This window comes from Mesorhizobium sp. C372A (assembly GCF_030323245.1).
GTDB lineage: Bacteria > Pseudomonadota > Alphaproteobacteria > Rhizobiales > Rhizobiaceae > Mesorhizobium.
The window spans coordinates 4,208,813-4,233,360 of the sequence record NZ_CP100475.1 but is presented as its reverse complement, the minus strand read 5'-3'; the positions used below and the strand labels follow the sequence as shown (position 1 = coordinate 4,233,360).

Sequence of the window (24,548 nt, the reverse complement as noted above, 5' to 3'; positions counted from 1 at the left end):
CGCGTCCTAATGCGCGACCGGCAAGGTGCCCATATCAGGGTGAATCTCGGCAGCCATGAGGCCCTTGTCACCGCGTCCGAAACGCACCAGCACGACCTGTCCGGGCCTGAGCTCGGTGATGCCATAGCGGCGCAGCGTCTCCATATGGACGAAGATATCCTCGGTGCCCTCGCCGCGCGTCAGAAAGCCGAAGCCCTTGGTGCGGTTGAACCACTTAACCAGCGCCCGCTCGAGCCCGCTTTCCGGCGTCACCGCCACATGGGTGCGCTGTTCCTGCATCTCGGCCGGATGGATCGCCGTAGTGGTGTCCATGGACAGCACCCGGAACGCCTGCAAACCACGGTCGCCGTGCTTGACAAGGCACACGACACGCGCGCCCTCCAATGCAGTCTGAAAACCGTCCTTTCGAAGGCAGGTGACATGGAGGAGGATGTCGCCCGAAGAACCGTCATCGGGAAGTATGAAACCGTAGCCCTTGGCCACGTCGAACCATTTGATGGCGCCGGCGATTTCGACAAGGTCGGCGCTATCGCCGCCACTGTCACTCTTCAGGGCGTCGTCAAGGTTCTCATCCCGCCTCGTGAAAGAGGCCTTATCCCCCATAAGAATGCCCCCTTTTTTCAAGAAAACCGCAAGTGATTCTTGACATTAGATTAACACCGCCGCTTCCGGGGTGTGCAAGACCTGCCGTGCCTTTTTTCACGGTTGAATACAGGAATAGCTGACTTGTTGTTTGCCGGCGTTGCTGCCGACAGCAATGACGATCCATCAAGGCGGTCAACCGGTCGGCAATTTGCAAGGGATTTCGCCGAAATCGGCAACCACTTGTGTCCGACGCTTTTGTCAGAGCAACCTGATTTTCCAAAACCGGTGACCACTTTTCCAGTCCGATGCTCGTTGCCCTTCGGCGGGGTGGACCTTATGTTGCCTCGCAACCCAAACATTCCCGAGGAAATCCCATGCGCTACCTCCACACAATGGTCCGTGTCGCCGACGTCGATGTCTCGCTTGATTTCTACTGCAACAAGCTCGGCCTGAAGGAAGTGCGCCGCTACGAAAACGAGCAGGGCCGCTTCACGCTGATCTTCCTCGCCGCCTCTGAGGATGTAGAAAGCGGCATCACTGAGAAGGCGCCGCTGATCGAACTGACCTACAATTGGGATCCGGAGGAGTACAAGGGCGGCCGCAATTTCGGCCATCTCGCCTATGAGGTCGACGACATCTACGCCACATGTCAGCATCTGATGGACAATGGCGTCGTCATCAACCGGCCGCCGCGCGACGGCAACATGGCCTTCGTCAAGTCGCCGGACGGCATCTCCTTCGAACTGCTGCAGAAGGGCCCGGCCAAACCCAAGGCCGAGCCGTGGGCATCGATGCCGAACACCGGCACCTGGTAGCGATCACGCCATCTTGAGCGAGGCGGCCGCGCCGACAAGCCGGCCGCCTTTGCCATTTCGACCAACGGCACCTATTTACCTGCCTGTCGCGCCAGCCAAGCAAAGCCAGTGCCTCATCCAGGAGAATTCGTTCATGCCGACCAGCCGTGCCGATGTCACCACCGCATATGCCAGCCGCTATTTGCAGCAGCTGTGCAAGCACTGGGCGCACAAATTTCCCGTCGAGTTCGATCCGAACCACGGCACCATCGATCTGTCGCTCGGCCGCACGGTTCTCGATGCCGATGCGGCAGCGCTGCATATCACGGTGTCGACGGATGAAAGCGGATCGCTGGAGCGCATGGAGAGCGTCGTTGCCGATCACATCAAGCGCTTTGCCTTCCGCGAGGAGCTGACTTTCGAGTGGAAGCAGGCACCGGCGGCATAGCGTTATTTTGCACCGGCTTTGCCGGCCATCTCCAGCAGCGCCAGCACCGACCGCCAGTTGCGCGCGGTGCCGGGCACTTTCAACGTGCGCGGGATGAGATTGGCGAACATCGATTTGCCGAGCCCGTCCGGCGCCTTGAGGTAGAGCACGTCACCCTTGACCTCGAAGCTTTCCGGGCCGGTGCATTTTTCGGCAAGCCTGGCGATCTCGTCCGCCGTCGGCTGGCGCTCCAGCGTGTAGGCGTGCAGCTTGGTCGGATCGCCGGCGACCTCCGGATAGGGATTTTCGCCCACCAGCCGTTCGAACCAGGAGAGATCGCGCACCATGATGCGCGAGTGAAAGCCCCATTTTTTCTCGAACGCCGTTTCGATCTGTTTCGCCAGCGTGGCGGCGTCGCCCTTCTCGGCCCGGAACACGACATTGCCGCTCTGTACATAGCTGGCTACGTCGGAGAAACCGAGCTCTTCAAAAAACGCCCGCAACTCCGCCATCTTGACGATGCGGTTGCCGCCGACATTGATGCCGGAAAACAGCGCGACGAAGACCACCCTTCGCTCTTCGAGCTTCGGGTGGCAGGCTGTACCGCTCATATGATGAACCCGGCCAGGGTCTCGTTGTCGCTGATGTCCTGATAGTGGACGCCCTCGGCCTCGAAATTCGCCTTCAGCAAATCGAAGTTTCGCCGATCCCTGGTTTCGATGCCAATAAGCACAGAGCCGAAATTGCGCGCCGATTTCTTCAGATATTCGAAGCGGGCAATGTCGTCGTCGGGACCGAGCAGTTCCAGGAAGTCGCGCAGCGCGCCCGGCCGCTGCGGAAAGCGGATGATAAAATATTTCTTCAGCCCCTCGAAGCGCAGCGCCCGCTCCTTCACGTCGGGCAGCCGCTCGAAATCGAAATTGCCGCCCGACACCACCGCGACGATGGTCTTGCCGCGGATTTCCTTGCGCGAAAAATCCTTCAACGCGTCGATCGCCAAGGCACCGGCCGGCTCCAGCACCACACCTTCGATGTTGAGCATCTCGATCATGGTGGCGCAGAGCCGGTTCTCAGGGATCAGCCGCACCGCCTGAGCGGCGAACTCCTTGAGGTGGCGCAACGGCTCGCGGCCGATCTCGGCCACCGCCGCGCCGTCGACGAAATTGTCGACATTGGCGAGCCGGACGCGCTTGCCGCTGGCGAGGCTCTGATGCAGGCTCGGCGCACCGGCCGGTTCGCAAAAGACGTAGCGCGCCTCACGTTGCTGATCGGCGAAATAGTGCGTCACCCCCGCGGCCAGGCCACCGCCGCCGACCGGCAGCATGATGATGTCGGGCATGCGCGCGCCTGGCATCTGGTCGGCGATCTCATAGGCGACCGTCGCCTGCCCCTCGATAATATCCTTGTGGTCGAAGGGCGGCACCATATGCGCGCCGGAACTTTCGGTGAATTCGAAGGCGGCGCGGTAGCAGTCGTCGAAGAAGTCGCCGACCAGCCTGATCTCGACGAAATCGCCGCCGAACAGCCGCGTCTTGTCGATCTTTTGCTGCGGCGTCGTCACCGGCATGAAGACCACGCCCTTCTTGCCGAAATGGCGGCAGACGAAGGCAAAGCCCTGCGCATGGTTGCCGGCCGAGGCGCAGACGAACAGCTCGGCCTCGTTGCCGGCGGCAAGCGCCTTGCGGAAAAAGTTGAAGGCGCCGCGGATCTTGTAGGAGCGCACGGGCGAAAGATCCTCGCGCTTCAACAGCACCCGAGCCCCCGTCTTCTTCGACAGATAGTCGTTTTCCTGCAGCGGCGTTTCGGGAAAGATCTCGCGGATCGCGGCTGCGGCGGTGGCGACACGGGAGGAGAAACTGTTCATGGCGCCGTCACCTCTGGATCGAATGGTTCGAAGGCGAAGCCTATTGCACAATTCGCCGTTTGCAGCCACCGATGCGGCGCGGCCGCTTTGACGCGCCAGCAGGAATCCATTGGAGCCATCTTCATGCCTGTTTCGGCTGTCGCCCTGAAGACCGTAGACCTTCCTGAATTCGGCGAACCAACAGTGATGCCGCTAGTTCAGCGGCGGACCTACGAAGCGCGCATCGAGGCTCTGCTGGCGCGCGGCGCCGAGGCCGGGCTCGACGCCTTTGCCGTCTATGGCGACCGCGAGCACGCGGCCAATGTCGCCTATCTCAGTGGTTACGATCCGCGTTTCGAGGAGACGCTGCTGGTCATCGTTCCCGGCAGCCAGCCAAAACTTCTCGTCGGCAATGAGGGTTGGGGCTATGCCGAATTCTGCGACGGGCCTTACGAGCGCGTCCTCTACCAGACCTTCTCGCTGCCGGCGCAGCCACGCGACCGCTCGGCCTCTCTATCCGACACGCTTGCCGCCTGCGGCCTGAAAGCCGGCCAGAAGATCGGCGCCATCGGCTGGAAGCCGTTCGGGCCCGGCGATGGCGGCTTTGGCGAGACGACGCTCGACCTGCCGTCCTTCATCGCCGATACGCTGCGCACACTGGCCGGCGACAGAGGCGCGGTGGTCAACGCCGCCAACCCGTTGATGAACCCATCCGACGGCCTACGCGCCATCAACGAGGCAGACCAATTGGCGTCCTTCGAATTCGCCGCGACCTTTTCCTCGCAGGGCCTGCGCAACGTGCTTGGGAATATCGAGCCCGGCATGAGCGGATTGCAGGCCGCGCGGCTGATGGGGATCAACGGCCTGCCCCTTTGCTGCCACCCGATGCTGTCCGCCGGCAGGCGTGCGCCCTACGGCTTGCCTAGCCCGCGCCTCGACATCATCAAGCGCGGCGATCCCGTCACCATGGCGTACGGCATCCAGGGCTCGCTCAACGCCCGCGCCGGCTTCCTGGTCGAGAGCGCGGCCGAACTGCCGCGCGAGATAAGCGACTATGTCGAACAGCTGGTAGCGCCCTATTTCGCCGCCGTCGTCGACTGGTACGAGACCATCGGCATAGGCGTTGCCGGCGGAGCGCTTTGGAAAGCCGTGCATGACCGCATAGGCGACCCGTTCTTCGGCGTCTCGCTCAATCCCGGCCATCTCGTCCATATCGACGAATGGATGCATTCGCCGGTGTTTTCCGGCTCGGACATCAAGCTGCAATCGGGCATGGCGCTGCAGGTCGACATCATTCCGGCGACCGGAACCAGCTATTTCACCACCAACATCGAAGACGGCATCGCGCTTGCCGATGAGTCCCTGCGCGAGGAGATCGCGGCCCGCTATCCCGAGGCATGGCGCCGCATCGAGGCGCGCCGCGCCTTCATGCGCGACGTGCTGGGCATCAGGCTCAAACCCGAGGTATTGCCCTTCTCCAACATTCCGGCGTTCCTGCCGCCATTCTGGCTTTCGCGCAACAGTGCGATGACCGTGGCTCGACGCTGACCACATTTCGGCTGGACACGACTTACTTCTGCCGCACTCTCACTGTCCGGGAGGTGTCGCGGGGGTATATGGGCCTTTTGGCCGGAGTGGAATTTTTGACGTGCGTTTGAAGACGATTTGCATTCTTGCACTTGCCCTGTTGATCGCCGGCTGCGGCGGCCGCAAAACCGAGGAACTGCTCGGCAGCGCCGTCATGTCCACGCCGGTGACCGAAATCTCGGGCAATCACTCGATCTTCATTGCCACCACACGCAAGAAATCCGACGATCCCAACAAAGTTTTCGACGGCGAACGCTCGGCGACGCTGAACTACGCCCGCGTCACCGTCACCGTTCCCGGCACCCACCAGACCGGCCAGATCGAGCGCCGCTCGCGCGGCAAGTCGAACGACCCGGCGAAATACTTCATGGCTTCCGAGGTCGTCGGCTACGATGCGCAGCCTCAATTCTCAAGCGCGCTCAATGCCGACATTGCCGCGCGCGGCGGCCGCGTCATGGTCTTCGTGCATGGCTACAACACCGGCTTCGATGACGCGGTCTACCGCCTGACCCAGATCGTCCACGATTCCGGCTATCCCGGCACGCCGGTGCTGTTTTCCTGGGCATCCGGCGCCAGAACCACCGACTATGTCTATGACAAGGAAAGCGCCAGCGCCGCCCGCGATCAGCTGGAGGTGACATTGCGCATGCTGCAGCAGTCCGGCGCGCGGCGCATCGACATCGTCGCCCACTCGCTCGGAACCTGGGTGACCATGGAAACGCTGCGCCAGATGGCCATCACCGGCGACCGCGATCTCGGCGGCAAGCTCGGCGATGTCGTGCTGGCCTCTCCCGACATCGACGTCGACGTCTTCAAGAGCCAGATGCGCCGCTACGGCAAGCCGGACAAGCCGTTCATCCTGCTGCTCTCCGACGACGACCGGGCGCTGCGGCTCTCAGGCCTGATCGCCGGCTCGCGGCCACGCGTCGGCGACTACAAGGATGCCGCCGACCTCGCCGCTTATGGCGTCACCGTGGTCGACCTTTCCAAGGTCAAGGGAGGCGACAGCTTCAACCACACCAAGTTCGCCGACAATCCCGAACTGGTGAAGATGATCGGCCAGCGGCTGCGCGAGGATGATGGCTTTGCCAGCGACCAGACGGTGACCGACCGTATCAGCGCGCTCGGACAATAAGGCTGTCGCCTTGCGGCGACCGTCGCCGCGTGAGGTCGCGAATGCCGCTCGGCCCGATCACTTTCAACTGGACCGGGCCGGTCTCTGCCTCTACGACATTGAAATCGGCGCCAATGCGCCAGCGGGAGCCCGCGTGAACGAGCGTTGGAAGACTGTCCTGGTCCTTGCGTTCGCGCTCGCTGCCGCCGGCTGCGCCGGCCCCAACACCCATGACCTGTTGAACAAGACGACGGTTTCGGTGCCTGCCTCCGACATCGCGGCCACCCACGAAATCTTCGTCGCCACCACCCGCAAGCAGGCGACCAAGGACCCACGCCAGGTGTTCGATGGCGATCGCTCGCTGACCACCAGCTACGCCCGCGTCGACGTCACCGTGCCGAAGGTCCACCAGGTCGGCGCCATCGAGCGCGCCAAGGGCTCGGCAAATTCGAACCCGGCCAAGCAATTCACCGCCACCGACGTCGTCCACTATGGCGACGCCTCGCAATTCGCCAAGGCCGTCGGTGCCAACATCACCATGAATGGCGACCGCGCGCTGGTCTTCGTCCACGGCTTCAACAACGGCTTCGACGACGGGGTCTACCGGCTGACGCAGATCGCCCACGACACCGAATATCCCGGCACGCCGATCCTGTTTTCGTGGGCTTCGAGCGGCAAGACCACGGGCTATATCTACGACAAGGACAGCGCCAACGCCGCGCGCGACGACCTCGAGGCGACGCTCAGGATGCTCGCCAAGACAAAGGTCAAGAGCATCGACATCATCGCGCATTCGATGGGAACCTGGGTGACGATGGAAGCGCTGCGCCAGCTCGCCATCACCGGCGACCGCGATCTCGACGGCAAGCTCGGCCGTGTCGTCCTGGCATCGCCCGATATCGATGTCGACGTCTTCAAGAAGCAGATGATCCGCTACGGCAAGCCCGACAGGCCGTTCGTCATCCTGCTTTCCGCCGACGACCGTGCTCTGAGACTGTCCAGCCTGCTATCCGGCGACAAGCCGCGCGTCGGCGACTACGGCAACGCCGCCGACATTGCCAGTTACGGCGTCGTTGTGGCCGACCTCAGCCAGATCAAGGGCGGCGACCGCCTGAACCACGCCAAATTCGCCGACAACCCGTTCCTTGTGCAATTGCTCGGCGACCGTCTGCGCGCTCCAGCCGGCCTGGCATCGGACGAACCCACGCAGGGCCAGATCGACAATCTCGGCCGAGGCCTCGGCAAGGCAGTCGGATCCGTCGCCGAGATCATCATCACCACGCCATTCAAGGTGCTGACCATCGCCACCGGCGGATGAGAGCCAAGCAGCGGGCTGATCTCAGATAAAAAGATCGACCTTCTGGAACGTCGTCACGTCGATCAGGCCGACATCGGAAATCCTGAGCTCCGGAATGACGACCAGCGCCAGCAGCGAGTGCTGCATGTAGGCGTTGTTGAGCGAGCAGCCCATCTTGCGCATTGCTTCGGTGAGTTTCTCGGCCTTGGCCGCCACGATTTCGGCGCGCTCGTCCGACATCAGCCCGGCGATCGGCATTTCGACAAGCGCCAGTTCCTTGCCCTTTGAAAACAGCACCACGCCGCCACCGACCTCGCCCAGGCGGTTGACGGCCAGCGCCATGTCTTCCTTGTTGGTGCCGACGCAGATGATGTGGTGGGCATCATGTGCGACGCTCGACGCAATGGCGCAGTCGCCCATATAGCCGAAGCCTGAGACGAAGGCATTGGTGACGCCGCCGGTGCCGCGGTGGCGCTCGACCAGCGCGATCTGGCAGATGTCGTTGCGGCGGTCCATGGCGACCAGCCCGTCCTCGACCGGCAGGTCGGCCTCCAGCGCCCGCGTCGGCGCCTGGTTTTCGATCACGCCGATGACCCGCACCCGCACCTCGTTGGCGCCCTTGGGCGCCGCAATGTCGAAGTCGCCTGGCTTCAGCTTCTTGCCGAGCTTGACGGTGTTCTTCGCCGATTTGGGGTAATCATAGGCCGGGATGTCGATCTCGAGCTTGCCGCCCTTGGCCAGCCTGATACCGCGGCCATAGACCTCGTCGATGGTCATGGCGGCGAGATCGGCGACGATCAGCAGATCGGCCAGCCGTCCCGGCGCGATCGAGCCGATCTCGCGCTCCAGCTTGAAATGCTGGGCGGTATTCAGCGTCGCCATCTGGATCGCCGTCACCGGCTTCAATCCCTGTTGGATGGCGTGGCGCACCACCCGGTCCATATGGCCTTCATGCACCAGCGTGCCGGAATGGCTGTCGTCGGTGCACAGGATGAAGTTGCGCGGGTCGAGCCCGCTCTCGGTCACCGCCTTGATCTGCGAGGCAACATCGTACCAGGCCGAGCCCAGCCGCAGCATTGCCTTCATGCCCTGGCGCACGCGGGCGATCGCGTCCTCGGCGCGCGTGCCTTCATGGTCGTCCTCCGGCCCGCCGGCGACATAGCCATGGAACGGCAGGCCGAGATCGCGCGACGCATAGTGGCCGCCGACCGTCTTGCCCGCTCGCACCGTGGCGGCTATCTCGCCCGACATCACCGGATCGTTGGCCACGACACCGGGAAAATTCATCACTTCGCCGAGCCCGATGATGTTTTCCCAGGTCATCGCTTCCGCGACATCGGCGACCGTCAGTTCGGCCCCGGCATGCTCCAGCCCCGGCGCGGACGGCACGCAGGACGGCATCTGGACATGGACGTTGATCGGCATGGCGACGGCCTCGTCATGCATCAGCCGCACGCCGGGCAGACCCAGCACATTGGCGATCTCGTGCGGATCGATGAACATCGAGGTGGTGCCGTGCGGGATGACGGCGCGGCAGAACTCGGTCACCGTCACCATGCCGCTCTCGACATGCATGTGCGCGTCGCACAGGCCGGGCACGAGATAGCGACCGCCGGCGTCGACCACCTTGGTGCCCTGGCCGATGGCATGGCTGGCATTCGGCCCGCAATAGGCGAAGCGGCCGCCTGATATGGCGATGTCGGTGCCGGCGATGATTTCGCCCGAATGCACGTTCACCCAGCGGCCGTTTCGGATGACGAGGTCGGCCGGCTTGCGCCCCGTCGCGACATCGACCAGATGCGTCGCCATCTCGGTCCAGGGCTTGGGTTTCGTCGCCGACGGCTGCTTGGCCATGAAAGACTCCTGTTTGCCCGACTGTGCCAAGCCGGCAACGTTTTGACCAGCGATTGCGGACGAAATCCGGTCGATGAGAACTCGCCCGGGCGGATGCGCTGCACCTGTTCACCCCGACGACAGCATCAACGGTGCAGTCATTCAGTTTGGCTTGTGCCGGCACTTATGCTACTATTCTGGCGATCGTGCTGATTTGCGCCGACGACCCGCCGCGAGGCGGGTTTTTGTTGTGATGAGCCCGAAACCTCCTGAGGTGAAGTCATGATCCGGTTCCTGAAAGCATTCGCCTTCGTCACCCTGTTCCTGATCTCGTCCGGCTTTGCATCCGCCGAGGAGCGTTGGCAGACCTTGCCGGAGCCGGCGGCGATGCCCAAACCGGATCAGAGCGGATATGCGCCGGTCAACGGCATTCAGATGTACTATGCCGTTTTCGGCGCCGGTGATCCGATTCTCCTGATCCATGGCGGCCTTGGCCATGGCGACATCTGGGCAAGCCAGGTGGCGACGATGTCCAAGACGCACATGGTTATCATCGCCGACAGCCGCGGCCATGGCCGTTCTACCCGCACCGAGCAAGCTTACGGCTATGACCTCATGGCGTCGGACTATCTTGCGCTGCTCGACTATCTCAAGATCGACAAGACCGCTCTTGTCGGCTGGAGCGACGGCGGCATTATCGGCATCGACATCGCGCTGCATCATCCGGAGCGGCTGACACGGCTCTTTGCGCAGGCCGCCAACGTCACCACCGATGGCGTCGATCCGGGTGTGCTGACCAACAAGACCTTTGCCGCCTATATCGACCGCTCGGGCCGCGACTACAAGAAACTGTCGAAGACTCCCGACCAGTACGATGCCTTCGTGGCGCAGATCAGCCACATGTGGGAGTCGGAGCCGGCCTGGACCAAGGAACAGCTCGGCAAGATAACCACGCCGACCGCGATCGTTGCCGGCGACCATGACGAGGCGATCAAGCGCGAACACACCGAATACATGGCCTCCGTCATTCCGGGCGCCAAGCTCATCATCCTGCCCAACGCCAGTCATTTCGCCATGCTGCAGGCGCCGGACGAATATAGTCAGGCGGCGCTGGACTTCATCGACGCCAAATAGCGCCCCCAAAATAGAGCACCCCAGCACAGCAACGGGTGCTTCCGATTGTTGAACAATGGGTTCCGTTTTGCGACGAATAGGATTACCTTCCGGCAAGGCGCCTTCTTAACCGCCTTTTCGGAGAACTCGATGCGCTGTCTGACCATTGCCAGTGCCGGATTTCTGATTGCTCTGGCCGCGCCGGCGTTCGCCGCCGACCCGATGGCGGTGCCGATGACCGAACCAGGCTTCGACTGGACCGGCTACTATGCCGGCCTGCAGGCCGGCTACGGCTGGGGCCAGTCCGACATATCAGTGACAGAAGGCGCGCCGTTTTCCATCTCGCCCGACATTGACGGCGGTTTCGTCGGCGGCCATGTCGCCGGCCTGTGGCAGTTCGATCAGGCGGTGCTCGGCGCCGAGGCGGAGCTCAATTATTCCGCCGTCGACGGTACGGCGGTATCAGGCCTTGGAAGCACATTCCGCACGGACATCAAGTGGTTCGGATCTGTAAACGCCAAAGCGGGCTTCGCCATGGACCGCGTGCTGGTCTACGGCGTCGGCGGCGTCGCCTTTGCCGGCATCGAAACTTCGCAAGTCGCGGGCGCGTCGTTCGCCGGCACACGCACGAATGTCGGCTGGACCTTGGGCGCCGGCGTCGACTACGCGCTGACCGACAAATTCATCGTCGGCGCGCAATATCGCTATTACGATTTCGGCTCCGAGCACTATGACGTGGCGGAACCCTTCAACGATCGCGATCAGGATGTGAAGATGAACGCGGTCGGTATCAATCTCAGCTACAAATTCTGAGCCTTCTCGGCGACTGAGATTTTGGCAACAACCAACTGTTTTGCCATCACTAACCACCTTTCATGAGTCCGACACTCGGCAAAAGATGGCTTGACGGGTTTTCGCTGGCGTCTGAAAAGGGCTGGCCTGCGGACGTGGCGGAATTGGTAGACGCAAGGGACTTAAAATCCCTCGATCTCTGATCGTACGGGTTCGATTCCCGTCGTCCGCACCAAATTGAAATGCTTAGGATTCGTTCTGTAAGAACTCACTGGCTACCATAGAAAAGGCTGACGCGGGTAGCCGTAGAGCCGGGATACAAAGCCAGGAACTGCCATGCTGGAGTTTTGGTGTTCGGTATTGGCTGCCGTAAGAACAGTGACGGGGCTGACGGCGCAACTGCGCTTGAGCCAAATCCCGAACCTGTAGCCCTTTCGGTCGTAAGCTCGGCAGTTGGGGATCTAATGCAGCCGAAAAACGACGGTATCCGTGTCGCCGGACTTGCATCGAATGCCGACCAAAACGCCGGTTTCATAGTCATCGACGTGCCACGGTCGGAACGTCGACCACACCGCAGCGATCAAAAGCTATATTACAAGCGTGCTGGTAGCTCTTCATACGCTATGGAGCATGTCGGCATAGAGGATGTGGCTGCAGAACGTCTCAAAGACCTTTGCGAGCCGGCCACCTATTGGCCAGGGCAATCCTCTTCGAGTGTAAGCCGCAACTCACAGACCTTATCATGCCGATGCCACTGGGGCTTGGCTTTGATAAAAGCGCATTGGCAGAGGAGAGGGACAAAACTGAAGAGGTTTAACACTCTTGCTGGAATACCTGCTGCAACACTCCTGTCGGTAGCGACCGACCGCGCGGGCCAGGTCAAGCACTCCCTTGGGAGCCGGCTGGGGCCGCAGCGGCCTCAACCCGGTGGGCATGCTCCGTCGCGATTTTAAGAAGAGTTGCAGCCGTTTCCTGTGGCGTCCAACCTTGCGCTTCTGACGCAGTCACCAAGGCCGCAAACGCGGCTTCTAATGCGACTTCACAGTTCACCTCACGGTCTGGGCTATCCTCTGGCAATATCGGGGGTTCGACGGATAGGGACATCGTGACTTCTTTCAAAGGGGAAAAACCCGCCCCAGCCTTTTGCCACTCAAACATTTCAGCAAAGGATCATTCCAGCTATCAGCAGCGTGATTAGAACTGACAACGGCACGGCCAGAAGACCGACCAACTCAACATTTCTTGTGTTTTGTCGCTTGTCCATCTTCGTCGCCCGCATGTCGTTGGCTTTGGCATCTTGCCGTCAACGCGCAGCTGTTGGAACCAACCACAAGTGCCGCTGATCGGAGATTCAGTCGGTGCTGCATATTAGCAACACATTGTGGAACGATCGGGCGGCATCAGCCAATTGCTTTTGAATGCCCTTGCACTTGCTTCGTACGATTCCGTACAGTTTCCCCCATTGGGGGAGGCGGCCGATGGACCATGACGAGGAAGGCTACAGCATTGACGCCTTCGATTTCGATGTGGTGTGCGAGACCTTCAGGAGATCCGTTCGGGAGCTGAACCTGGCTGAAGAGCATTGGGTAGACCACGCGAAGGCGCTCCTACGGGAATTCACCGACAGCGCACCTGACGACGACATGATTAGCCGGATCGTCGGGCGCTAGTGGCCTATACAGCCCTAGTTGGTTAGAATCGTACCCCGGTCCTGCCACGGAAACCTTTTCCAAGGTTTGCCACGTCATAGAGGCATCACAGAAGCTCTCGGAACAGATTGCCCAGCGCGGAGGCCTATTAACTAAAAAAGCTCGCCACCTTGAGGCAACGGGCATCGCCAATGCCCTCAGAGAGCCCTGCCTGGACGTGTGGCGTCCTGTCCGGCCCTCGCCATTGATTTCGTCGGCAAGCTTGTCTTTGGCCTCGTGATAGGTCTTGAAGTTGGCATCGGGATGGCAATCGCCGGCTGCCAAGGATGCCGGGCCGCTGGCCGACCTATCAGTCAGGCGTCCGTAGCCAGAGCGTTATAAAGCAGCAAACACGCCAGGATAGAAACGGCGCTGCCTAGCAGCTGGTCTGCCGTCAGGCCGGAAAAATAGACAAGATGAAACGTCACCATCGCTCTACCAATCACGGTTCGGAACACTGCCGAATTAACCGTTAGCCGACGCTAATGTTCCGCTCTGGACTCACTACCGCTTTGGAAGAATCCTGCCGCAGCGATCAGCGCCCCGCCGACCTTGATCTCAACGTCGGTGCCACAAGGCTTTCCTTCGTTCGCATGGTTCGCAGAGATTAGCACGATCGCATACTCTCATCTCATCCGGCGTCGTCTCCCTCACAAAGCAGCGCCGGTAAGGCTCGGCGACCTTCTTGTTTGTCCCGTGTGCCAAAGGAGGTCGCCGGGCCTGCCGTTGCTCATCTTTGCTGGTGGTTGCTCCTGATGCTGCGCTTGGCGCCGTCGCCCTACTGCTACCTGCGGGGTAAGGCCGGCGAGCCCTCTTGTCAGGCAGTCCGGCATGTAGGATTATAGTCCTCGTTGCGGCGACCCCTCAATGGAGAGCGCCAATGGCCAGAACCAAACCTTCGGAACAACTTTCCCGGGCTGAAATCGAGCGCTTCCTGGCGGCAGCCGAAGCGCTGCACAAGAGCATCGTCGGGCCGCTCCTGGCGTACCACGGCGAGCACTACCAAGCTCTACGTAAGGTCCATGGACCCCTGTTGAAGTCGATCGAGACCATCACCGGCCAGAGGGCGAAGTTCATCCAGTGGAACGGGACAGGACCGGCACAGCCCCGGGACAAGCCTCCGGGCTAAGTCTCCTCCCGGAAATCCAGCAGCTTGGCATGGCGAAGCTTCTCCTCGCCCTTTAGGAACCGCACGCGGCCGACCAGGCCCGGCTTTAGCCATTCGGCCTTGTCACTCTTGAGCCCTTTCGGCGCCGGCCCGCCAATCTTGCCTTGCACGCGGTCCCATAGGCGCTGGCGCTTGTCCGCCTTGAAGGTGACGAAGGCGCCGCCGGCATAGTGGCCTTTGTCGGCCATCAGCACCATGGCAGGCTTGCCGGCCTCGCGCTGCACGCCGATGATGTCCATCTCCTTTTCGGCATAGCACTTGATCTTGCGCCAGTTCGTCGTCGGACCCGACCGATACTTGCTGCCCTTCCGCTTTGAAACGATACCTTCAAGCCCAGCCTGGTCGACCAGATGAAAGACGGCGTCGCCAGTGCCCGGCATCGCTTCGCTGAACTGGATTCGGCCGCCGTCCGGGATCAACGCCCGGAGGATCTCGCGACGGTCTTCCACCGGCGTGTTCCGCAAGTCATGCCCGTTCAGGTGCAAGAGGTCGAATGCTAGCAGATACAGATCGCGCGACGGCTTGCGGCTGGTCGCGGCTGATTGATGCGCATGGAAGTCGGATAGGCCAGCCTCATTGATCGTAATGGTCTCGCCGTCGATGATGAAGTCTTTCGCCTCGATCGCTTCCGCCTCACCGGCAAGTTGGATGTAGCGGCCCGTCCAATCATAACCGTTCTTGGTGATCAGCCGAATCCCGTCATCATCCTTGATGACCTGGGTGCGGTAGCCATCGAATTTGATCTCATGAATCCAATCATCGCCCATCGGCGGCGTGTCGACCAGTTCGGGTTCCATAGGCTTGATGAATTTCAGACGCATGCACTGACTCGCAGAACCACGACTTCAATTAGCTATCGCTAAATTAGTTCCGGAACATTTTAGACGAATTGGATGTTTGAAGAGCTATGAAGATCGAAGCCGACCAATGCCGGGCAGCGCTGACGCTCATCCGGCGCACAATGGAAGAGCACTGTCCTCCTGGCGTGCTGCCGAGCGAAGAGATGGTCAATGGGCTCTATGGTCCGGAACTGATCCATGAGGCGGAAGCCATTGCCGCCGGCATCGTCGCAACCATTGACCAGCTGCAACTGCCCGTGATGAAACCGCCGTCCCCTAGTATCAAATAGAGACCGACACAGGGAAGGTCGCTTGGCCGCCCGATCGTGGGCTCGCAACGACCGGCGAGGCGATGCCGGCCTCACCAAGGGTTACAGCCCCTCGACCAGCAGCGAAGGCGGCTCGCGGCAGTGCAACGCCCGAAGTGTTTCGAGACGACGATGGCCACCGAGCGTAGCCAGCGCGCGTTGTGCTGCACAAGGACTGAGGCAGCGGCACGGCCGCCCGGGCTACTCCAAAGGCGGCTCTTCGCTCTGTGGAGCCAAAACGGTGATATCCATCCTGGCGATTGTCGATGCGGCGCGCCCCTGGGCGCCAGAATCCGTGTCGCCACTTTCTGCCGCCATTGCCTTGGCGCGATGTCCTACGCTGTCTGCGCTTTTGCCTGGCGCAAATCCTTCGCCCGGTTCTGTCTTTGCGGGTTTCGGTCGAGTTTCAGCTGCCTGCCGATGTTGGTTTCCAATCGCCGAGACCATTGATACCTCCCCTTGATGAGGCCGCGACTGTACCTGTCAAGGCTGTAGCGAGGCTGATCACTTAAGTGGTCGGGTTGCGCCCGCTCGTCGTGGCCCTCCGATCACTGGGCTCTCGATGCCTTGGCGCTCGCGGACGTCTGGTCGGGTCGGAAGTTGAAACTCAGCCGCCCTTTGCGGCACCGGCTTCGCCCGACAACTAGGAACGATTTCGGCCGCCATGTGTTACGCAATCATGAATCTCGCGGATCCCGGATCAACAATGGCAACCGATCTTTTCACGATGCAACTCGCTGATGCTCAGCAGCGCATCAAACAGACCGAGTTCGCGCTGGTACTCAGCGAGAAAATGGTGGCTGAGAACCTCGCTTTATCCAGCAGGATACGATCGGCGAGGCGGCGTGTCCTGAAGGCCGGAAGGCCTCTGGCGACAGTCGACTCAACAAGCTGAAAGAGTTCTTCAAATGATCTCGACCCAGTCCGGACGTGGGAGAGCTTGCCGGTAACCTTAGCGGTAATCGGCCGAGTCGCAGCAGGAAGCGCGCTGAAAACTTGCTCGATGAAGACTGCGGCGTCGCTATGAATCTCGCCTTGCCGAATCCGATCTGCGCAAAGGCGCGTGGTCGAGACCAGGCAGCGGCTCACGAAGATTGATCCCAGCAGGGCAAATTGACCGCTACGGCTCAGTTGAGGCAGCACTTCGAAATCACGGCTATTGACCTGCTGAGCTATCAGTTTGCCTCGATCTCTAATCGTATGGGTTCTCCGCACCACCCTTCGCTCTTCGAGCTTCGGGTGGCACGCCACCCAAGGCAGCCATCTCAAACGTCGAGATAGCCGGCGGCGACGAGCATCGCCTTGTATCGTTGGGCAAATCGGCTGGGCAAACGACTGAGGTAACCTGACGCGCCAATATCCCAATGCGCGCCCAGTTCGCGGTCGAAGGCAGCCGGGTCGAATTGCAGCAAGCCGCTGCGTGGGTAGACCGTGAATTCTCCGAAGATCGGCTCCCCCTCCTCCTCGTAGAAATCGACACGCACCATGTCGAACTCGCTGCCGAGCGCCTCGGCTGCCTCGATCATCCGCGCCAGGCTCTTGGGAGGGGGAATTTCCAGGCTCGAGTCGATCGCGCCCTGGACGATGTTCAGCGGGCGCCAATCGCGATCCAGGTGGGCGGTATTCTTGACCGTGGAACGGAAGGCGACGACGACAATGTAGGCGACGTGGCCAGCCAGCACACAGAATTTGTAGTCGACCGGGTCATAATCCTGGTCCTTGCCGACAAGCGCTTCGACGAAAACCCGCCGCTCTATGTGCGCATAGCTGCGCTCCAGCTTGCGGGCGCCATAGGTTTGGCCAAGGTATTCCGTCATCTCGGCAATGATCGCCTCCCGGTCGGCGTTGGCCGGATCGCGAACGATGACATTCATGGCGCAACCGTGGTTGCATTTGACGGCGTATGGGATTTTCAGGTCATCGAAGGGGATCTGGCGCGGATCGTCGCCCTGCCACAGCACCTCCGGGATGGCGAGCCCGGGAAGCCGCTCCCTGACGATTTCCTTGGACTTGAGCTTGTCGAGAAGGCCGATAAAGCGAGGATCGTCATCGAAAATCTTGCGCCAGTGGACCTTTTCCGTGAACGTCACCGGGGCTGCAAAATTCGGCAGATGCCGCATTCGCTCAAGGAAACGCTGGGTCAACCGGCGATAGCGGACAAGCAGCGCGGCGTTCAGCAACAGGAGAGATGCCCGCGCGCTGTTTCGCTTCAGCCATGCCTTTGCGCCACGCGCCATTCCGGTGTCCTTGCAACTTGCGCAACTTCATCCGCGAAGTGGACGGCCACCCTGCCCGCAGCAGTGAGGCACGTCGAGCTTCGCCGAGCTAGCCCTTCATCGGGTACAGTTTCAAATGCTGGATCAGGATGATCGTCTTGGCATCGATGATGCGGCCGTCTGAAATGCCGGCCAGCGCTTCATCAAGCCGCATTTCCAGAACCTCGATGTCCTCGCCCTCGTCGGCCGCGCCGCCGCCGGCCGAGATGCGGTCGGCGGGTGAATAGCGCGCCACGAAGAACCACAGCCGTTCGGTGACGCTGCCCGGGCTCATATAGGGGGAAAACAGCCGCTCGATGTTCTGTAGGCGATAGCCGAGCTCTTCCTCGGCCTCCTTGAGGATGGCGGTTTCGGGATCGTTTTTGTCGAGCAGGCCGGCGCAGGCCTCGATCAGCGGTTCGCGGTGGCCGGTGACGTAGGCGGGGTAGCGGAACTGCCGCACCAGAAGCACCGTCTGACGCTCGGGATCGAAAGGCAGGATCACCGCGCCGTCGCCACGATCGTAGGTCTGGCGAATCTGCGTCTCCCACTGCCCGTCGCGCCGACGGTAATCGAGAATAGTCTTCTTCAGGACCGCCCAGTCGTCGGACAGGACTTCCTCCGAGCGGATGCGGATACGATCTTCCATGATGAGCTCCAAGCTGTCGGCGCCATGGCGTAACCGCGAACGGTTTTGCGCGCAACCGAAACGGCGACGCTTTCACCGCCTCGTGTCTGGTGCCGGCAACTGCCATCGCCTAAATAGCTGCAGTCCCTCTCCGGAGTTTTTTGATGACCGCAGCGCTTTTCCAGCCGATCGCTCTCGACGGCCTGACCTTTCCGAACCGTATCGCGGTGGCGCCGATGTGCCAGTATTCCGCCGAAGATGGCTCGGCCAGCGACTGGCATCTCTATCACTGGATGAACCTGGCGATGTCGGGCGCCGGCATGGTCACCGTCGAGATGACCGACGTCGAACGGCGCGGCCGCATCACCCATGGCTGCCTCGGCCTCTATTCCGACGACAACGAGGCGGCCGCCCGGCGCACGCTGGATGCAGCAAGGCGCGTCGCCGCGCCGGAAACGAAATTCGGCATTCAGCTTGCCCATGCCGGCCGCAAGGCCTCCAACCGAAAGCCCTGGGAAGGCGGCGGCCCATTGCAGCCGGGCGAGGATCCCTGGCAGACCGTCTCGGCCTCGGCCATCGCCTATGACACCGGCTGGAATGTGCCGCATGCGCTGGAGGAGGATGAAATCCTGCAGCTTATCGAGCGCTTCACTCAAGCCGCGAAGCGGGCCGAGCGCGCCGGCTTCGACTTCCTCGAGTTGCACGCCGCGCACGGCTATCTGATCTTCCAGTTCCTGTCGCCGCTTTCCAACCAGCGCACCGACCGCTGGGGCGGCTCGCTGGAAAACCGCATGCGCTTCCTCATCGAGATCGCCAAATCGGTGAGGAAGGCAGTTCCAAACCTGATGCTTGGCGCCCGCCTGTCGGTGAAGGACTGGGTCGATGGCGGCTTCGAGGTCGAAGAGGCGATCGAGGTGGCCAAAGCTTTGAAGGCGCTTGATGTTGCCTATATCTGCTGTTCGAGCGGCGGCAATTCGCCGTTGCAGAAGCTGCCGACCGGCGCCGGCTATCAGGTGCATCTGGCCGAAGCGGTGCGCAAGGGCGCCGGCATCCCGACACGGGCTGTCGGCCTGATCGACGATCCCTCGCAGGCAGAGGCGATCGTCGCCGACGGCCGCGCCGACATAGTCGCGCTGGCCCGCGCCTTCCTCGCCGATCCGCGCTGGGGCTGGCGCGCCGCCGCCACCTTCAGCGAGAAAATCCATCCCGCGCCACAGCTCGCCCGCTCGGTGACGACGATGCAGCATTGGACGAAGGGCTGAACAGGCAGCGCCGACGGATGCGCCAAACGCATCTGCTGGACAGATTGCCGCAGCTTCGCGTTAATCCGCCCGCTATAGTCCCTGGGGGCAGGCCGCCTTGGCGGCCGGATTGGGAGCAAAGTCCATGGCATCAAGGGCAATCTATCCGGCGGCAGCCGCTCTGGTGGTCGCACTGTCGTTCGCCGCGTCGTCTCCGGTCGGCGCGCAATATTGCGAAGGCACGGTGCACGGCCTGTCCAGGCACTACGATCTGGATACCGGCAGCGGGTTTCTCGCCGTGCGCGCACGGCCGAACTCGTCGTCGCGCATGATCGGGCAATTGTTCAACGGCGACCACACGGAGATTTTCGACCGCCGCGGCAACTGGTACCAGGTCGAAATCGGCGGACGGACCGGCTGGGCCAACGCCCACTGGCTGCGCAACGACTGCGGTTACTGAGACCAACGATTGCGGTTGGTGAGACGTTTGGGCGCAGGCTGACGGCCACTTTTGCAACCATATTGGCTGCTTTGCGTTGCGGCCATCATGGATAACAAACCTTTTGAAACCCCGGTCGTGGTCGAACTCGGCCATGTCGGCAAATATCGCCAGATCCGCAGCACCCAGGAAGCGGCGGAGTGTCTGATGACGGTGTGGCCGCTCAATCGCGGCCCGCGCCATCGTGATGCTCTCGACACTTGCCTCAAAGTGCTGGAAGGTTATCGTTCGACGGCCGATGCACGCAGGGCTTTGATCGAAGCGGCCAAGGAATCGGAAGTGCTGGTTCCCGAAGACCGGCTGCCAGACGCCAAGTTGCATTGAAGCCCAAATTGCAATGAAAAACGGGCCGCATTGAGCGGACGGACGAACCGGAGGATTCCATGGCGAAGCTGACTTACAAGATCGTCGAGCATGACGGGGGCTGGGCCTACAAGGTCGGTTCGACATTCTCGGAGACATTCCCGACCCACCAGGATGCGCTGCGCGCCGCCGAGATCGCCTCGGCCGAACAGCAGATCGCCGGCGCCACGGACGGCATCCAGTATGAGGATGCCGAAGGCAAGTGGCACGACGAACTGGCCGACGGCCGCGACCGGCCGCAGACCGAAGTTTCCGACTGATCCTTGCCCCTCAGCTTTCGCTGCCGGCCATGGATGCTCGCCTAAGCAATTCCCTTGGGAATTGCGTGTCAAAACAAACAGGCGGGACATCCTGCCGGTCAGTCGAAGCCGCGGCTTGATCACTTGCCGCAATATTGATCGTTCACGTTGGGCCTCACATTTCCATAGGGTCCTGACGGGTCGGAGGCGCACGGCCCCGTAGCGCCGCCATAGCCTTGGCTGCCGTCGGCATTGATGCTGCCGGTGGTGCTCTGGTCGACGGTCGATGACTGCTCGTTCCCGAACGGCCACCAGCTGTGATGGTTGGAATACGTGCTGTCCGATGACTGCGCCATCGCCGATGTGGCAAGACCGATCGTCAGCACGGATGCTGCAAAAACTTTCCTGTACATTGAATTACTCCGTATCCGCCGCCTTGGGTGCGACACGGGGTAAAACCGGATATCAGCCGAATGGTTCAGTGAAATTGTTGTGAGGCTGTGGTGAGGTCTTGGCCGGCGAATGTCCGCTCGGCAATGCGCTTGATGAAGGCGATGACGCGGTCCGGCTCGACGAATTGCGGCATGTGGCCGAGGCCTTCGACCGTCTCGAAATCGAGCCCTTCGATCCTGTCCTTCATCGGCTCCCCATGTATGCGCATGGCGATGACGCGATCGGCTGTCCCGAAGAAAATGCCGGCCGGCATGGCGATCTCTTCATAGCGCTCTTCGATGCGGCCAAGATCCTGTTCGACCGCTACGAAATCGGTGGAGGTTGCATGGAAATGGCTTGGCCTCAGCCCGAGCCATCCGCCGCCATCGATCATGTAGTCGGCGGGAACGGCCTGCGGCGCGAAGATGAACTCCAGTGTCTGCCGCGCATATCTGAGGCTTGTCGGTATCGCGACGGTGTAGGCCATGATCCAGCGCCAAAGCCGCGAACGGATATAGAGCAGGCCCGCTTTCTCGCGGGCGCCGGCTTCCAGATGCGTCAGCGGCGCCAGCAAAGCGATGCCGGAAATCGCGCCGGGATGCTCCAAGGCCAGGGTCAGCGCGACGGCGCCCCCCAGCGAGTGCCCGACCACGAGCGGCCTTTCCAGCCCGAGTGTTTCGATGAAGCGCCTGATGATCTCGACCTGTTCAGGCAGACGGCCGGTGGCTCCTCGCGCGCGAACAGAATAGCCCGATCCCGGCCGGTCGAGTGCAATGAGGCGGTAGCCAGGGCCAAAGCGCTCAAACAGCGTGTGGCGAAACTGGTGGAGTTGCGCGCCAAGTCCGTGCACGAACAGGATCGGCCGTCCCTCGCCCGTTTCGACATAATGGATGCGGCTGCCGTCGATCTCGACGAAGTTTCCGCTGGCCGGCACCAGCCTTTCGGCCTTGGCGGCAATCCAGAGCGTAGCGGCCACCAGACAGGCCACGATGACGAGAGCCAGCACGGACAGGCCGGCGACAAGCCAAAGCAGAATCGATACCAGCATGTTTTCACCCGGGAAGCGGACCGGCGCGCACCATCACCCACTGACGAACGCTCGGCAAGGCAGATGGCGGCTTGTGTCGGCATTGCCGCCAGTTCGATGGCGCGCTATCTCAGGCGACCTTCTTTCTGCCTCAGGCGACCTTGTCTGCCAACGGGCCTGTTTGCCGGAGCCTTCCATGCCTGAAATCGTCACTGCCGCCATGCTTGTCATCGGCGACGAGATTCTGTCCGGCCGCACCAAGGATAAAAATATCGGCCACCTCGCCGACATCATGACGGCCATCGGCATCGACCTGAAGGAAGTGCGCATCGTTCCCGACGAGGAGGACGAGATTGTCGCTGCGGTGAATGCCGTACGCGCCCGCTACACCTATGTCTTTACCACCGGTGGCATCGGCCCGACGCATGACGACATCACCGCCGATTCCGTTTCCAAGGCTTTTGGGGTGCCGTGCGAATACGACGCCAAGGCCTATGCCATGCTGGGCGAGAGCTATGCCGCGCGCGGCATCGAATACACCGAGGCCCGCAAGCGCATGGCGCGCATGCCGCGCGGCGCCGACCATATCGACAATCCGGTCTCCGTCGCGCCCGGCTTTCGCATCGGCAACGTCCATGTCATGGCCGGCGTGCCGGCGATTTTCCAGGCCATGCTCGACAATGTCGTGCCGACGCTGAAGGCCGGCACCAAGATGCTGTCGGCCACCGTCCATTGCCCGTTCGGCGAAGGCCTGATCGGCGGTCCCCTGGGCGACATCCAGAAGGCGCATCCCGACACCATCATCGGCTCCTATCCGAAATATGGCGACGGCAAATTCTGGACGGAGCTGGTGGTCCGCGCCCGCAGCCAGGAGGCGCTGGATTCGGCACGCAAGGACGTCGAGGCGATGGTGGCCGGCTTCACCGCCGCCAATTGACCCTGGGTTCGCGGACCATCGCCGGGCCGGAACCAAGCACCGCACTCCCACGTTTTCCCTCGGGCGCAGCACGCGCTGGCAGATTTGAGGGATTTCGCATGCGCTTCAAGACCATCGTCGCCATATTGCAGAACGAACAGGACGCCGAACGCGTGCTCGACTGCGCCATCCCGCTTGCCGACCGGTTCGAGAGCCATCTCATCGGCATCCATGCCGAAGCGCTGCCCGTTCCCTACACCTCGGCAACCGGCTTCCCCGACACTGAGTTCCTGCAGGTCTCCGCCGACATGAACCGCGAGCGCGCCGAGAAATTGCAGGCGCTTTTCGTTGGGCGGATCGAGAATTCCGGCCTTTCCTTCGAATGGCGCAGCCTCGAGAGCTTTTCCGGCGACAGCGCGCTGACGGGTATTTCCAGCGTGCGCGCCGCCGATCTGATTATTGCCGCGCAGCGCGAGACCGGGGGCGACACGAGCGCCGATGTCGACACGCTGGTTTACGATGCCGGCCGGCCAGTGCTGGTGGTGCCGCATGAGGGGCCGTTGGTCACCACATTCAAACATGTGCTGCTGGCCTGGAACGGCAGCAAGGAGGCGGCGCGTGCCGCCTTCGACGCGCTGCCCTTCATCATCGAGGCCGAAAAGACCGACATTCTGGTCATCGATCCGCCGGATACGCTGGATGACAACCCGGAAGCCGCCGGCGCCGAGATCGCCGCGGCACTCTCCAGGCATGGCGCAACGGTCAGCGTGTCGGTGCAGAAATCGGGTAATGCTTCGGTCGATGACGTCATCCAGACCCGGATCGCCGAGACCGGAGCCGACCTTCTGGTGCTCGGCGCCTACAGCCATTCCTGGCTGCGTCAGCTTTTGTTCGGCGGCGTCACGCGCACCGTGTTGCGCAGCGTGCCGGTTGCGGCCTTTTTGTCGCGGTAACTCCACAGCTGGCCCCGCCCTTGCCAATGCCCTGACTTTCCAGTTAATTCCGCGCGCATTCCACAATGTTGCGCGCGGAGTGCAGAATGTCCCTTCCCGAAAAAGCCTTTCCGGTCTCCTGGGACCAGTTCCACCGCGATGCCCGGGCGCTCGCCTGGCGGCTTGCCGGCGCCAACAAGGGTCAGTGGAAGGCCATCGTCTGCATCACCCGTGGGGGCCTGGTTCCCGCTGCCATCATCTCACGCGAACTCGGCATACGCGTCATCGAGACGGTCTGCGTCGCCTCCTATCACGACTACACCAGCCAGGGGCAATTGCAGGTGCTGAAGGAGATCACGCCGGCGCTGCTCGCCGATGATGGCGCGGGCGTGTTGATCATCGACGACCTCACAGACACCGGCAAGACGGCAGGCATCGTGCGCGCCATGATGCCCAAGGCGCATTTCGCCACCGTCTACGCCAAGCCGAAAGGCCGGCCGCTGGTCGACACCTTCATCACCGAAGTCAGCCAGGACACCTGGATCTACTTTCCCTGGGACATGGGTTTCACCTACCAGAAGCCGATCGCCGACGATCACGCCGGCTGATTCGCGCCAGCCCCATTTCT

Annotated in this window: 27 protein-coding genes and 1 tRNA gene; 19 read left to right on the top strand and 9 right to left on the bottom strand. The window is 61.8% G+C overall.

Going from position 1 to position 24,548, the window contains the following annotated elements; translation table 11 throughout:
- Positions 1 to 6: 6 nt before the first annotated feature.
- Positions 7 to 603, bottom strand: coding sequence for a cold-shock protein (locus tag NLY42_RS20095; protein WP_031244492.1), 597 nt, complete (start codon positions 601 to 603; stop codon positions 7 to 9).
- Between the two features lie 356 nt (positions 604 to 959).
- Here NLY42_RS20095 and NLY42_RS20090 point away from each other — a divergent pair, with 356 nt between their 5' ends.
- Together NLY42_RS20090 and NLY42_RS20085 are read left to right on the top strand one after the other, a co-directional pair.
- Complete coding sequence (locus NLY42_RS20090; RefSeq protein WP_023681520.1) at positions 960 to 1,400, top strand: VOC family protein; 441 nt, start codon at positions 960 to 962, stop codon at positions 1,398 to 1,400.
- Between the two features lie 133 nt (positions 1,401 to 1,533).
- Entirely contained in the window at positions 1,534 to 1,827 is a 294-nt protein-coding gene (locus tag NLY42_RS20085) for a DUF2218 domain-containing protein (RefSeq protein ID WP_023753298.1), read from the top strand.
- Between the two features lie 2 nt (positions 1,828 to 1,829).
- Here the strand turns inward: NLY42_RS20085 and NLY42_RS20080 are convergent, their stop codons facing one another.
- Together NLY42_RS20080 and ilvA are read right to left on the bottom strand one after the other, a co-directional pair.
- The gene (locus NLY42_RS20080; RefSeq protein WP_023753299.1) at positions 1,830 to 2,417 is read right to left on the bottom strand and encodes a DUF1697 domain-containing protein; all 588 of its coding nucleotides are present in this window, start codon (positions 2,415 to 2,417) and stop codon (positions 1,830 to 1,832) included.
- Positions 2,414 to 3,670, bottom strand: a complete 1,257-nt coding sequence (gene ilvA / locus NLY42_RS20075) for a threonine ammonia-lyase IlvA (RefSeq protein ID WP_023753300.1) — start codon at positions 3,668 to 3,670, stop codon at positions 2,414 to 2,416. Before ilvA ends, NLY42_RS20080 begins: the two co-directional genes overlap by 4 nt.
- Positions 3,671 to 3,793: 123 nt before the next feature.
- On the opposite strand from ilvA, the gene NLY42_RS20070 reads away from it, so the two are divergent.
- The 3 genes from NLY42_RS20070 to NLY42_RS20060 all read left to right on the top strand — a co-directional run bounded on the left by NLY42_RS20070 (position 3,794) and on the right by NLY42_RS20060 (position 7,668).
- Positions 3,794 to 5,197: an aminopeptidase P family N-terminal domain-containing protein gene (locus NLY42_RS20070; protein ID WP_031244496.1), complete on the top strand. Its 1,404-nt coding sequence runs from the start codon at positions 3,794 to 3,796 to the stop codon at positions 5,195 to 5,197.
- Between the two features lie 100 nt (positions 5,198 to 5,297).
- Positions 5,298 to 6,371, top strand: coding sequence for an alpha/beta hydrolase (locus NLY42_RS20065; RefSeq protein WP_023695396.1), 1,074 nt, complete (start codon positions 5,298 to 5,300; stop codon positions 6,369 to 6,371).
- A gap of 133 nt (positions 6,372 to 6,504) precedes the next feature.
- A complete protein-coding gene (locus NLY42_RS20060) occupies positions 6,505 to 7,668 on the top strand; it encodes an alpha/beta hydrolase (RefSeq protein ID WP_023734424.1) in 1,164 nt (387 codons plus the stop codon).
- A 21-nt stretch (positions 7,669 to 7,689) separates the two neighbouring features.
- Here NLY42_RS20060 and ade read toward each other — a convergent pair whose 3' ends face one another.
- The gene (ade, locus tag NLY42_RS20055) at positions 7,690 to 9,501 is read right to left on the bottom strand and encodes an adenine deaminase (RefSeq protein ID WP_023751503.1); all 1,812 of its coding nucleotides are present in this window, start codon (positions 9,499 to 9,501) and stop codon (positions 7,690 to 7,692) included.
- 261 nt (positions 9,502 to 9,762) lie between these two features.
- On the opposite strand from ade, the gene NLY42_RS20050 reads away from it, so the two are divergent.
- The 5 genes from NLY42_RS20050 to NLY42_RS20030 all read left to right on the top strand — a co-directional run bounded on the left by NLY42_RS20050 (position 9,763) and on the right by NLY42_RS20030 (position 14,202).
- Positions 9,763 to 10,614 (top strand): alpha/beta fold hydrolase, encoded by an 852-nt coding sequence (locus NLY42_RS20050; protein ID WP_023753302.1) that lies wholly within the window; start codon positions 9,763 to 9,765, stop codon positions 10,612 to 10,614.
- A gap of 129 nt (positions 10,615 to 10,743) precedes the next feature.
- A complete protein-coding gene (locus NLY42_RS20045) occupies positions 10,744 to 11,406 on the top strand; it encodes an outer membrane protein (protein WP_023753303.1) in 663 nt (220 codons plus the stop codon).
- 128 nt (positions 11,407 to 11,534) lie between these two features.
- Positions 11,535 to 11,620, top strand: a tRNA-Leu gene (locus NLY42_RS20040).
- A 1,243-nt stretch (positions 11,621 to 12,863) separates the two neighbouring features.
- A complete protein-coding gene (locus tag NLY42_RS20035) occupies positions 12,864 to 13,055 on the top strand; it encodes a hypothetical protein (RefSeq protein ID WP_023667524.1) in 192 nt (63 codons plus the stop codon).
- Positions 13,056 to 13,953: 898 nt separating this feature from the next.
- Complete coding sequence (locus NLY42_RS20030; RefSeq protein WP_023695401.1) at positions 13,954 to 14,202, top strand: hypothetical protein; 249 nt, start codon at positions 13,954 to 13,956, stop codon at positions 14,200 to 14,202.
- Here NLY42_RS20030 and NLY42_RS20025 read toward each other — a convergent pair.
- Positions 14,199 to 15,062, bottom strand: coding sequence for an ATP-dependent DNA ligase (locus tag NLY42_RS20025; protein WP_023667527.1), 864 nt, complete (start codon positions 15,060 to 15,062; stop codon positions 14,199 to 14,201). The genes NLY42_RS20030 and NLY42_RS20025 overlap by 4 nt on opposite strands.
- 86 nt (positions 15,063 to 15,148) lie before the next feature.
- Here NLY42_RS20025 and NLY42_RS20020 point away from each other — a divergent pair, with 86 nt between their 5' ends.
- Together NLY42_RS20020 and NLY42_RS20015 are read left to right on the top strand one after the other, a co-directional pair.
- Positions 15,149 to 15,370, top strand: a complete 222-nt coding sequence (locus NLY42_RS20020; RefSeq protein ID WP_023681532.1) for a hypothetical protein — start codon at positions 15,149 to 15,151, stop codon at positions 15,368 to 15,370.
- Positions 15,371 to 16,094: 724 nt separating this feature from the next.
- On the top strand, positions 16,095 to 16,283 hold the full coding sequence (locus tag NLY42_RS20015; protein ID WP_023688348.1) for a hypothetical protein: 189 nt from the start codon (positions 16,095 to 16,097) through the stop codon (positions 16,281 to 16,283).
- Between the two features lie 370 nt (positions 16,284 to 16,653).
- Here the strand turns inward: NLY42_RS20015 and NLY42_RS20010 are convergent, their stop codons facing one another.
- Both NLY42_RS20010 and NLY42_RS20005 read right to left on the bottom strand, forming a co-directional pair.
- Positions 16,654 to 17,625, bottom strand: a complete 972-nt coding sequence (locus tag NLY42_RS20010) for an ATP-grasp fold amidoligase family protein (protein ID WP_023753304.1) — start codon at positions 17,623 to 17,625, stop codon at positions 16,654 to 16,656.
- An 88-nt stretch (positions 17,626 to 17,713) separates the two neighbouring features.
- A complete protein-coding gene (locus tag NLY42_RS20005; protein WP_023753305.1) occupies positions 17,714 to 18,292 on the bottom strand; it encodes an NUDIX domain-containing protein in 579 nt (192 codons plus the stop codon).
- Between the two features lie 143 nt (positions 18,293 to 18,435).
- Here NLY42_RS20005 and NLY42_RS20000 point away from each other — a divergent pair, with 143 nt between their 5' ends.
- The 4 genes from NLY42_RS20000 to NLY42_RS19985 all read left to right on the top strand — a co-directional run bounded on the left by NLY42_RS20000 (position 18,436) and on the right by NLY42_RS19985 (position 20,634).
- Positions 18,436 to 19,533: an NADH:flavin oxidoreductase/NADH oxidase gene (locus tag NLY42_RS20000; protein ID WP_023701165.1), complete on the top strand. Its 1,098-nt coding sequence runs from the start codon at positions 18,436 to 18,438 to the stop codon at positions 19,531 to 19,533.
- A gap of 124 nt (positions 19,534 to 19,657) precedes the next feature.
- Positions 19,658 to 19,972 (top strand): SH3 domain-containing protein, encoded by a 315-nt coding sequence (locus NLY42_RS19995; RefSeq protein ID WP_023691186.1) that lies wholly within the window; start codon positions 19,658 to 19,660, stop codon positions 19,970 to 19,972.
- 84 nt (positions 19,973 to 20,056) lie between these two features.
- Complete coding sequence (locus tag NLY42_RS19990; RefSeq protein WP_032891817.1) at positions 20,057 to 20,335, top strand: DUF982 domain-containing protein; 279 nt, start codon at positions 20,057 to 20,059, stop codon at positions 20,333 to 20,335.
- A gap of 59 nt (positions 20,336 to 20,394) precedes the next feature.
- Entirely contained in the window at positions 20,395 to 20,634 is a 240-nt protein-coding gene (locus NLY42_RS19985; RefSeq protein ID WP_023667535.1) for a DUF2188 domain-containing protein, read from the top strand.
- A gap of 119 nt (positions 20,635 to 20,753) precedes the next feature.
- Here the strand turns inward: NLY42_RS19985 and NLY42_RS19980 are convergent, their stop codons facing one another.
- Complete coding sequence (locus tag NLY42_RS19980) at positions 20,754 to 21,026, bottom strand: hypothetical protein (protein WP_023688343.1); 273 nt, start codon at positions 21,024 to 21,026, stop codon at positions 20,754 to 20,756.
- A gap of 65 nt (positions 21,027 to 21,091) precedes the next feature.
- On the bottom strand, positions 21,092 to 22,093 hold the full coding sequence (locus NLY42_RS19975) for an alpha/beta fold hydrolase (RefSeq protein ID WP_050586824.1): 1,002 nt from the start codon (positions 22,091 to 22,093) through the stop codon (positions 21,092 to 21,094).
- Positions 22,094 to 22,268: 175 nt separating this feature from the next.
- On the opposite strand from NLY42_RS19975, the gene NLY42_RS19970 reads away from it, so the two are divergent.
- The 3 genes from NLY42_RS19970 to gpt all read left to right on the top strand — a co-directional run bounded on the left by NLY42_RS19970 (position 22,269) and on the right by gpt (position 24,528).
- On the top strand, positions 22,269 to 23,009 hold the full coding sequence (locus NLY42_RS19970) for a competence/damage-inducible protein A (RefSeq protein ID WP_023681539.1): 741 nt from the start codon (positions 22,269 to 22,271) through the stop codon (positions 23,007 to 23,009).
- A gap of 98 nt (positions 23,010 to 23,107) precedes the next feature.
- On the top strand, positions 23,108 to 23,941 hold the full coding sequence (locus NLY42_RS19965) for a universal stress protein (RefSeq protein ID WP_023681540.1): 834 nt from the start codon (positions 23,108 to 23,110) through the stop codon (positions 23,939 to 23,941).
- 86 nt (positions 23,942 to 24,027) lie between these two features.
- Positions 24,028 to 24,528, top strand: coding sequence for a xanthine phosphoribosyltransferase (gpt, locus tag NLY42_RS19960; RefSeq protein ID WP_023667540.1), 501 nt, complete (start codon positions 24,028 to 24,030; stop codon positions 24,526 to 24,528).
- Positions 24,529 to 24,548 lie beyond the last annotated feature (20 nt).

Excerpts from the sequence above, each read along its gene's own strand:
- NLY42_RS19985 (WP_023667535.1), top strand. The coding sequence starts at position 20,395 with ATGGCGAAGCTGACTTACAAGATCGTCGAGCATGACGGGGGCTGGGCC.
- NLY42_RS20090 (WP_023681520.1), top strand. The coding sequence starts at position 960 with ATGCGCTACCTCCACACAATGGTCCGTGTCGCCGACGTCGATGTCTCG.
- NLY42_RS20000 (WP_023701165.1), top strand. The coding sequence starts at position 18,436 with ATGACCGCAGCGCTTTTCCAGCCGATCGCTCTCGACGGCCTGACCTTT.
- NLY42_RS20095 (WP_031244492.1), bottom strand. The coding sequence starts at position 603 with ATGGGGGATAAGGCCTCTTTCACGAGGCGGGATGAGAACCTTGACGAC.
- NLY42_RS19970 (WP_023681539.1), top strand. The coding sequence starts at position 22,269 with ATGCCTGAAATCGTCACTGCCGCCATGCTTGTCATCGGCGACGAGATT.
- NLY42_RS20035 (WP_023667524.1), top strand. The coding sequence starts at position 12,864 with ATGGACCATGACGAGGAAGGCTACAGCATTGACGCCTTCGATTTCGAT.
- NLY42_RS20080 (WP_023753299.1), bottom strand. The coding sequence starts at position 2,417 with ATGAGCGGTACAGCCTGCCACCCGAAGCTCGAAGAGCGAAGGGTGGTC.
- gpt (WP_023667540.1), top strand. The coding sequence starts at position 24,028 with ATGTCCCTTCCCGAAAAAGCCTTTCCGGTCTCCTGGGACCAGTTCCAC.
- NLY42_RS20025 (WP_023667527.1), bottom strand. The coding sequence starts at position 15,062 with ATGCGTCTGAAATTCATCAAGCCTATGGAACCCGAACTGGTCGACACG.
- NLY42_RS20010 (WP_023753304.1), bottom strand. The coding sequence starts at position 17,625 with ATGGCGCGTGGCGCAAAGGCATGGCTGAAGCGAAACAGCGCGCGGGCA.
- NLY42_RS19995 (WP_023691186.1), top strand. The coding sequence starts at position 19,658 with ATGGCATCAAGGGCAATCTATCCGGCGGCAGCCGCTCTGGTGGTCGCA.
- NLY42_RS20005 (WP_023753305.1), bottom strand. The coding sequence starts at position 18,292 with ATGGAAGATCGTATCCGCATCCGCTCGGAGGAAGTCCTGTCCGACGAC.
- ilvA (WP_023753300.1), bottom strand. The coding sequence starts at position 3,670 with ATGAACAGTTTCTCCTCCCGTGTCGCCACCGCCGCAGCCGCGATCCGC.
- NLY42_RS20015 (WP_023688348.1), top strand. The coding sequence starts at position 16,095 with ATGGCAACCGATCTTTTCACGATGCAACTCGCTGATGCTCAGCAGCGC.
- NLY42_RS19975 (WP_050586824.1), bottom strand. The coding sequence starts at position 22,093 with ATGCTGGTATCGATTCTGCTTTGGCTTGTCGCCGGCCTGTCCGTGCTG.
- NLY42_RS20020 (WP_023681532.1), top strand. The coding sequence starts at position 15,149 with ATGAAGATCGAAGCCGACCAATGCCGGGCAGCGCTGACGCTCATCCGG.
- NLY42_RS19965 (WP_023681540.1), top strand. The coding sequence starts at position 23,108 with ATGCGCTTCAAGACCATCGTCGCCATATTGCAGAACGAACAGGACGCC.
- NLY42_RS19980 (WP_023688343.1), bottom strand. The coding sequence starts at position 21,026 with ATGTACAGGAAAGTTTTTGCAGCATCCGTGCTGACGATCGGTCTTGCC.
- NLY42_RS20045 (WP_023753303.1), top strand. The coding sequence starts at position 10,744 with ATGCGCTGTCTGACCATTGCCAGTGCCGGATTTCTGATTGCTCTGGCC.
- NLY42_RS20085 (WP_023753298.1), top strand. The coding sequence starts at position 1,534 with ATGCCGACCAGCCGTGCCGATGTCACCACCGCATATGCCAGCCGCTAT.
- NLY42_RS20070 (WP_031244496.1), top strand. The coding sequence starts at position 3,794 with ATGCCTGTTTCGGCTGTCGCCCTGAAGACCGTAGACCTTCCTGAATTC.
- NLY42_RS20050 (WP_023753302.1), top strand. The coding sequence starts at position 9,763 with ATGATCCGGTTCCTGAAAGCATTCGCCTTCGTCACCCTGTTCCTGATC.
- ade (WP_023751503.1), bottom strand. The coding sequence starts at position 9,501 with ATGGCCAAGCAGCCGTCGGCGACGAAACCCAAGCCCTGGACCGAGATG.
- NLY42_RS20030 (WP_023695401.1), top strand. The coding sequence starts at position 13,954 with ATGGCCAGAACCAAACCTTCGGAACAACTTTCCCGGGCTGAAATCGAG.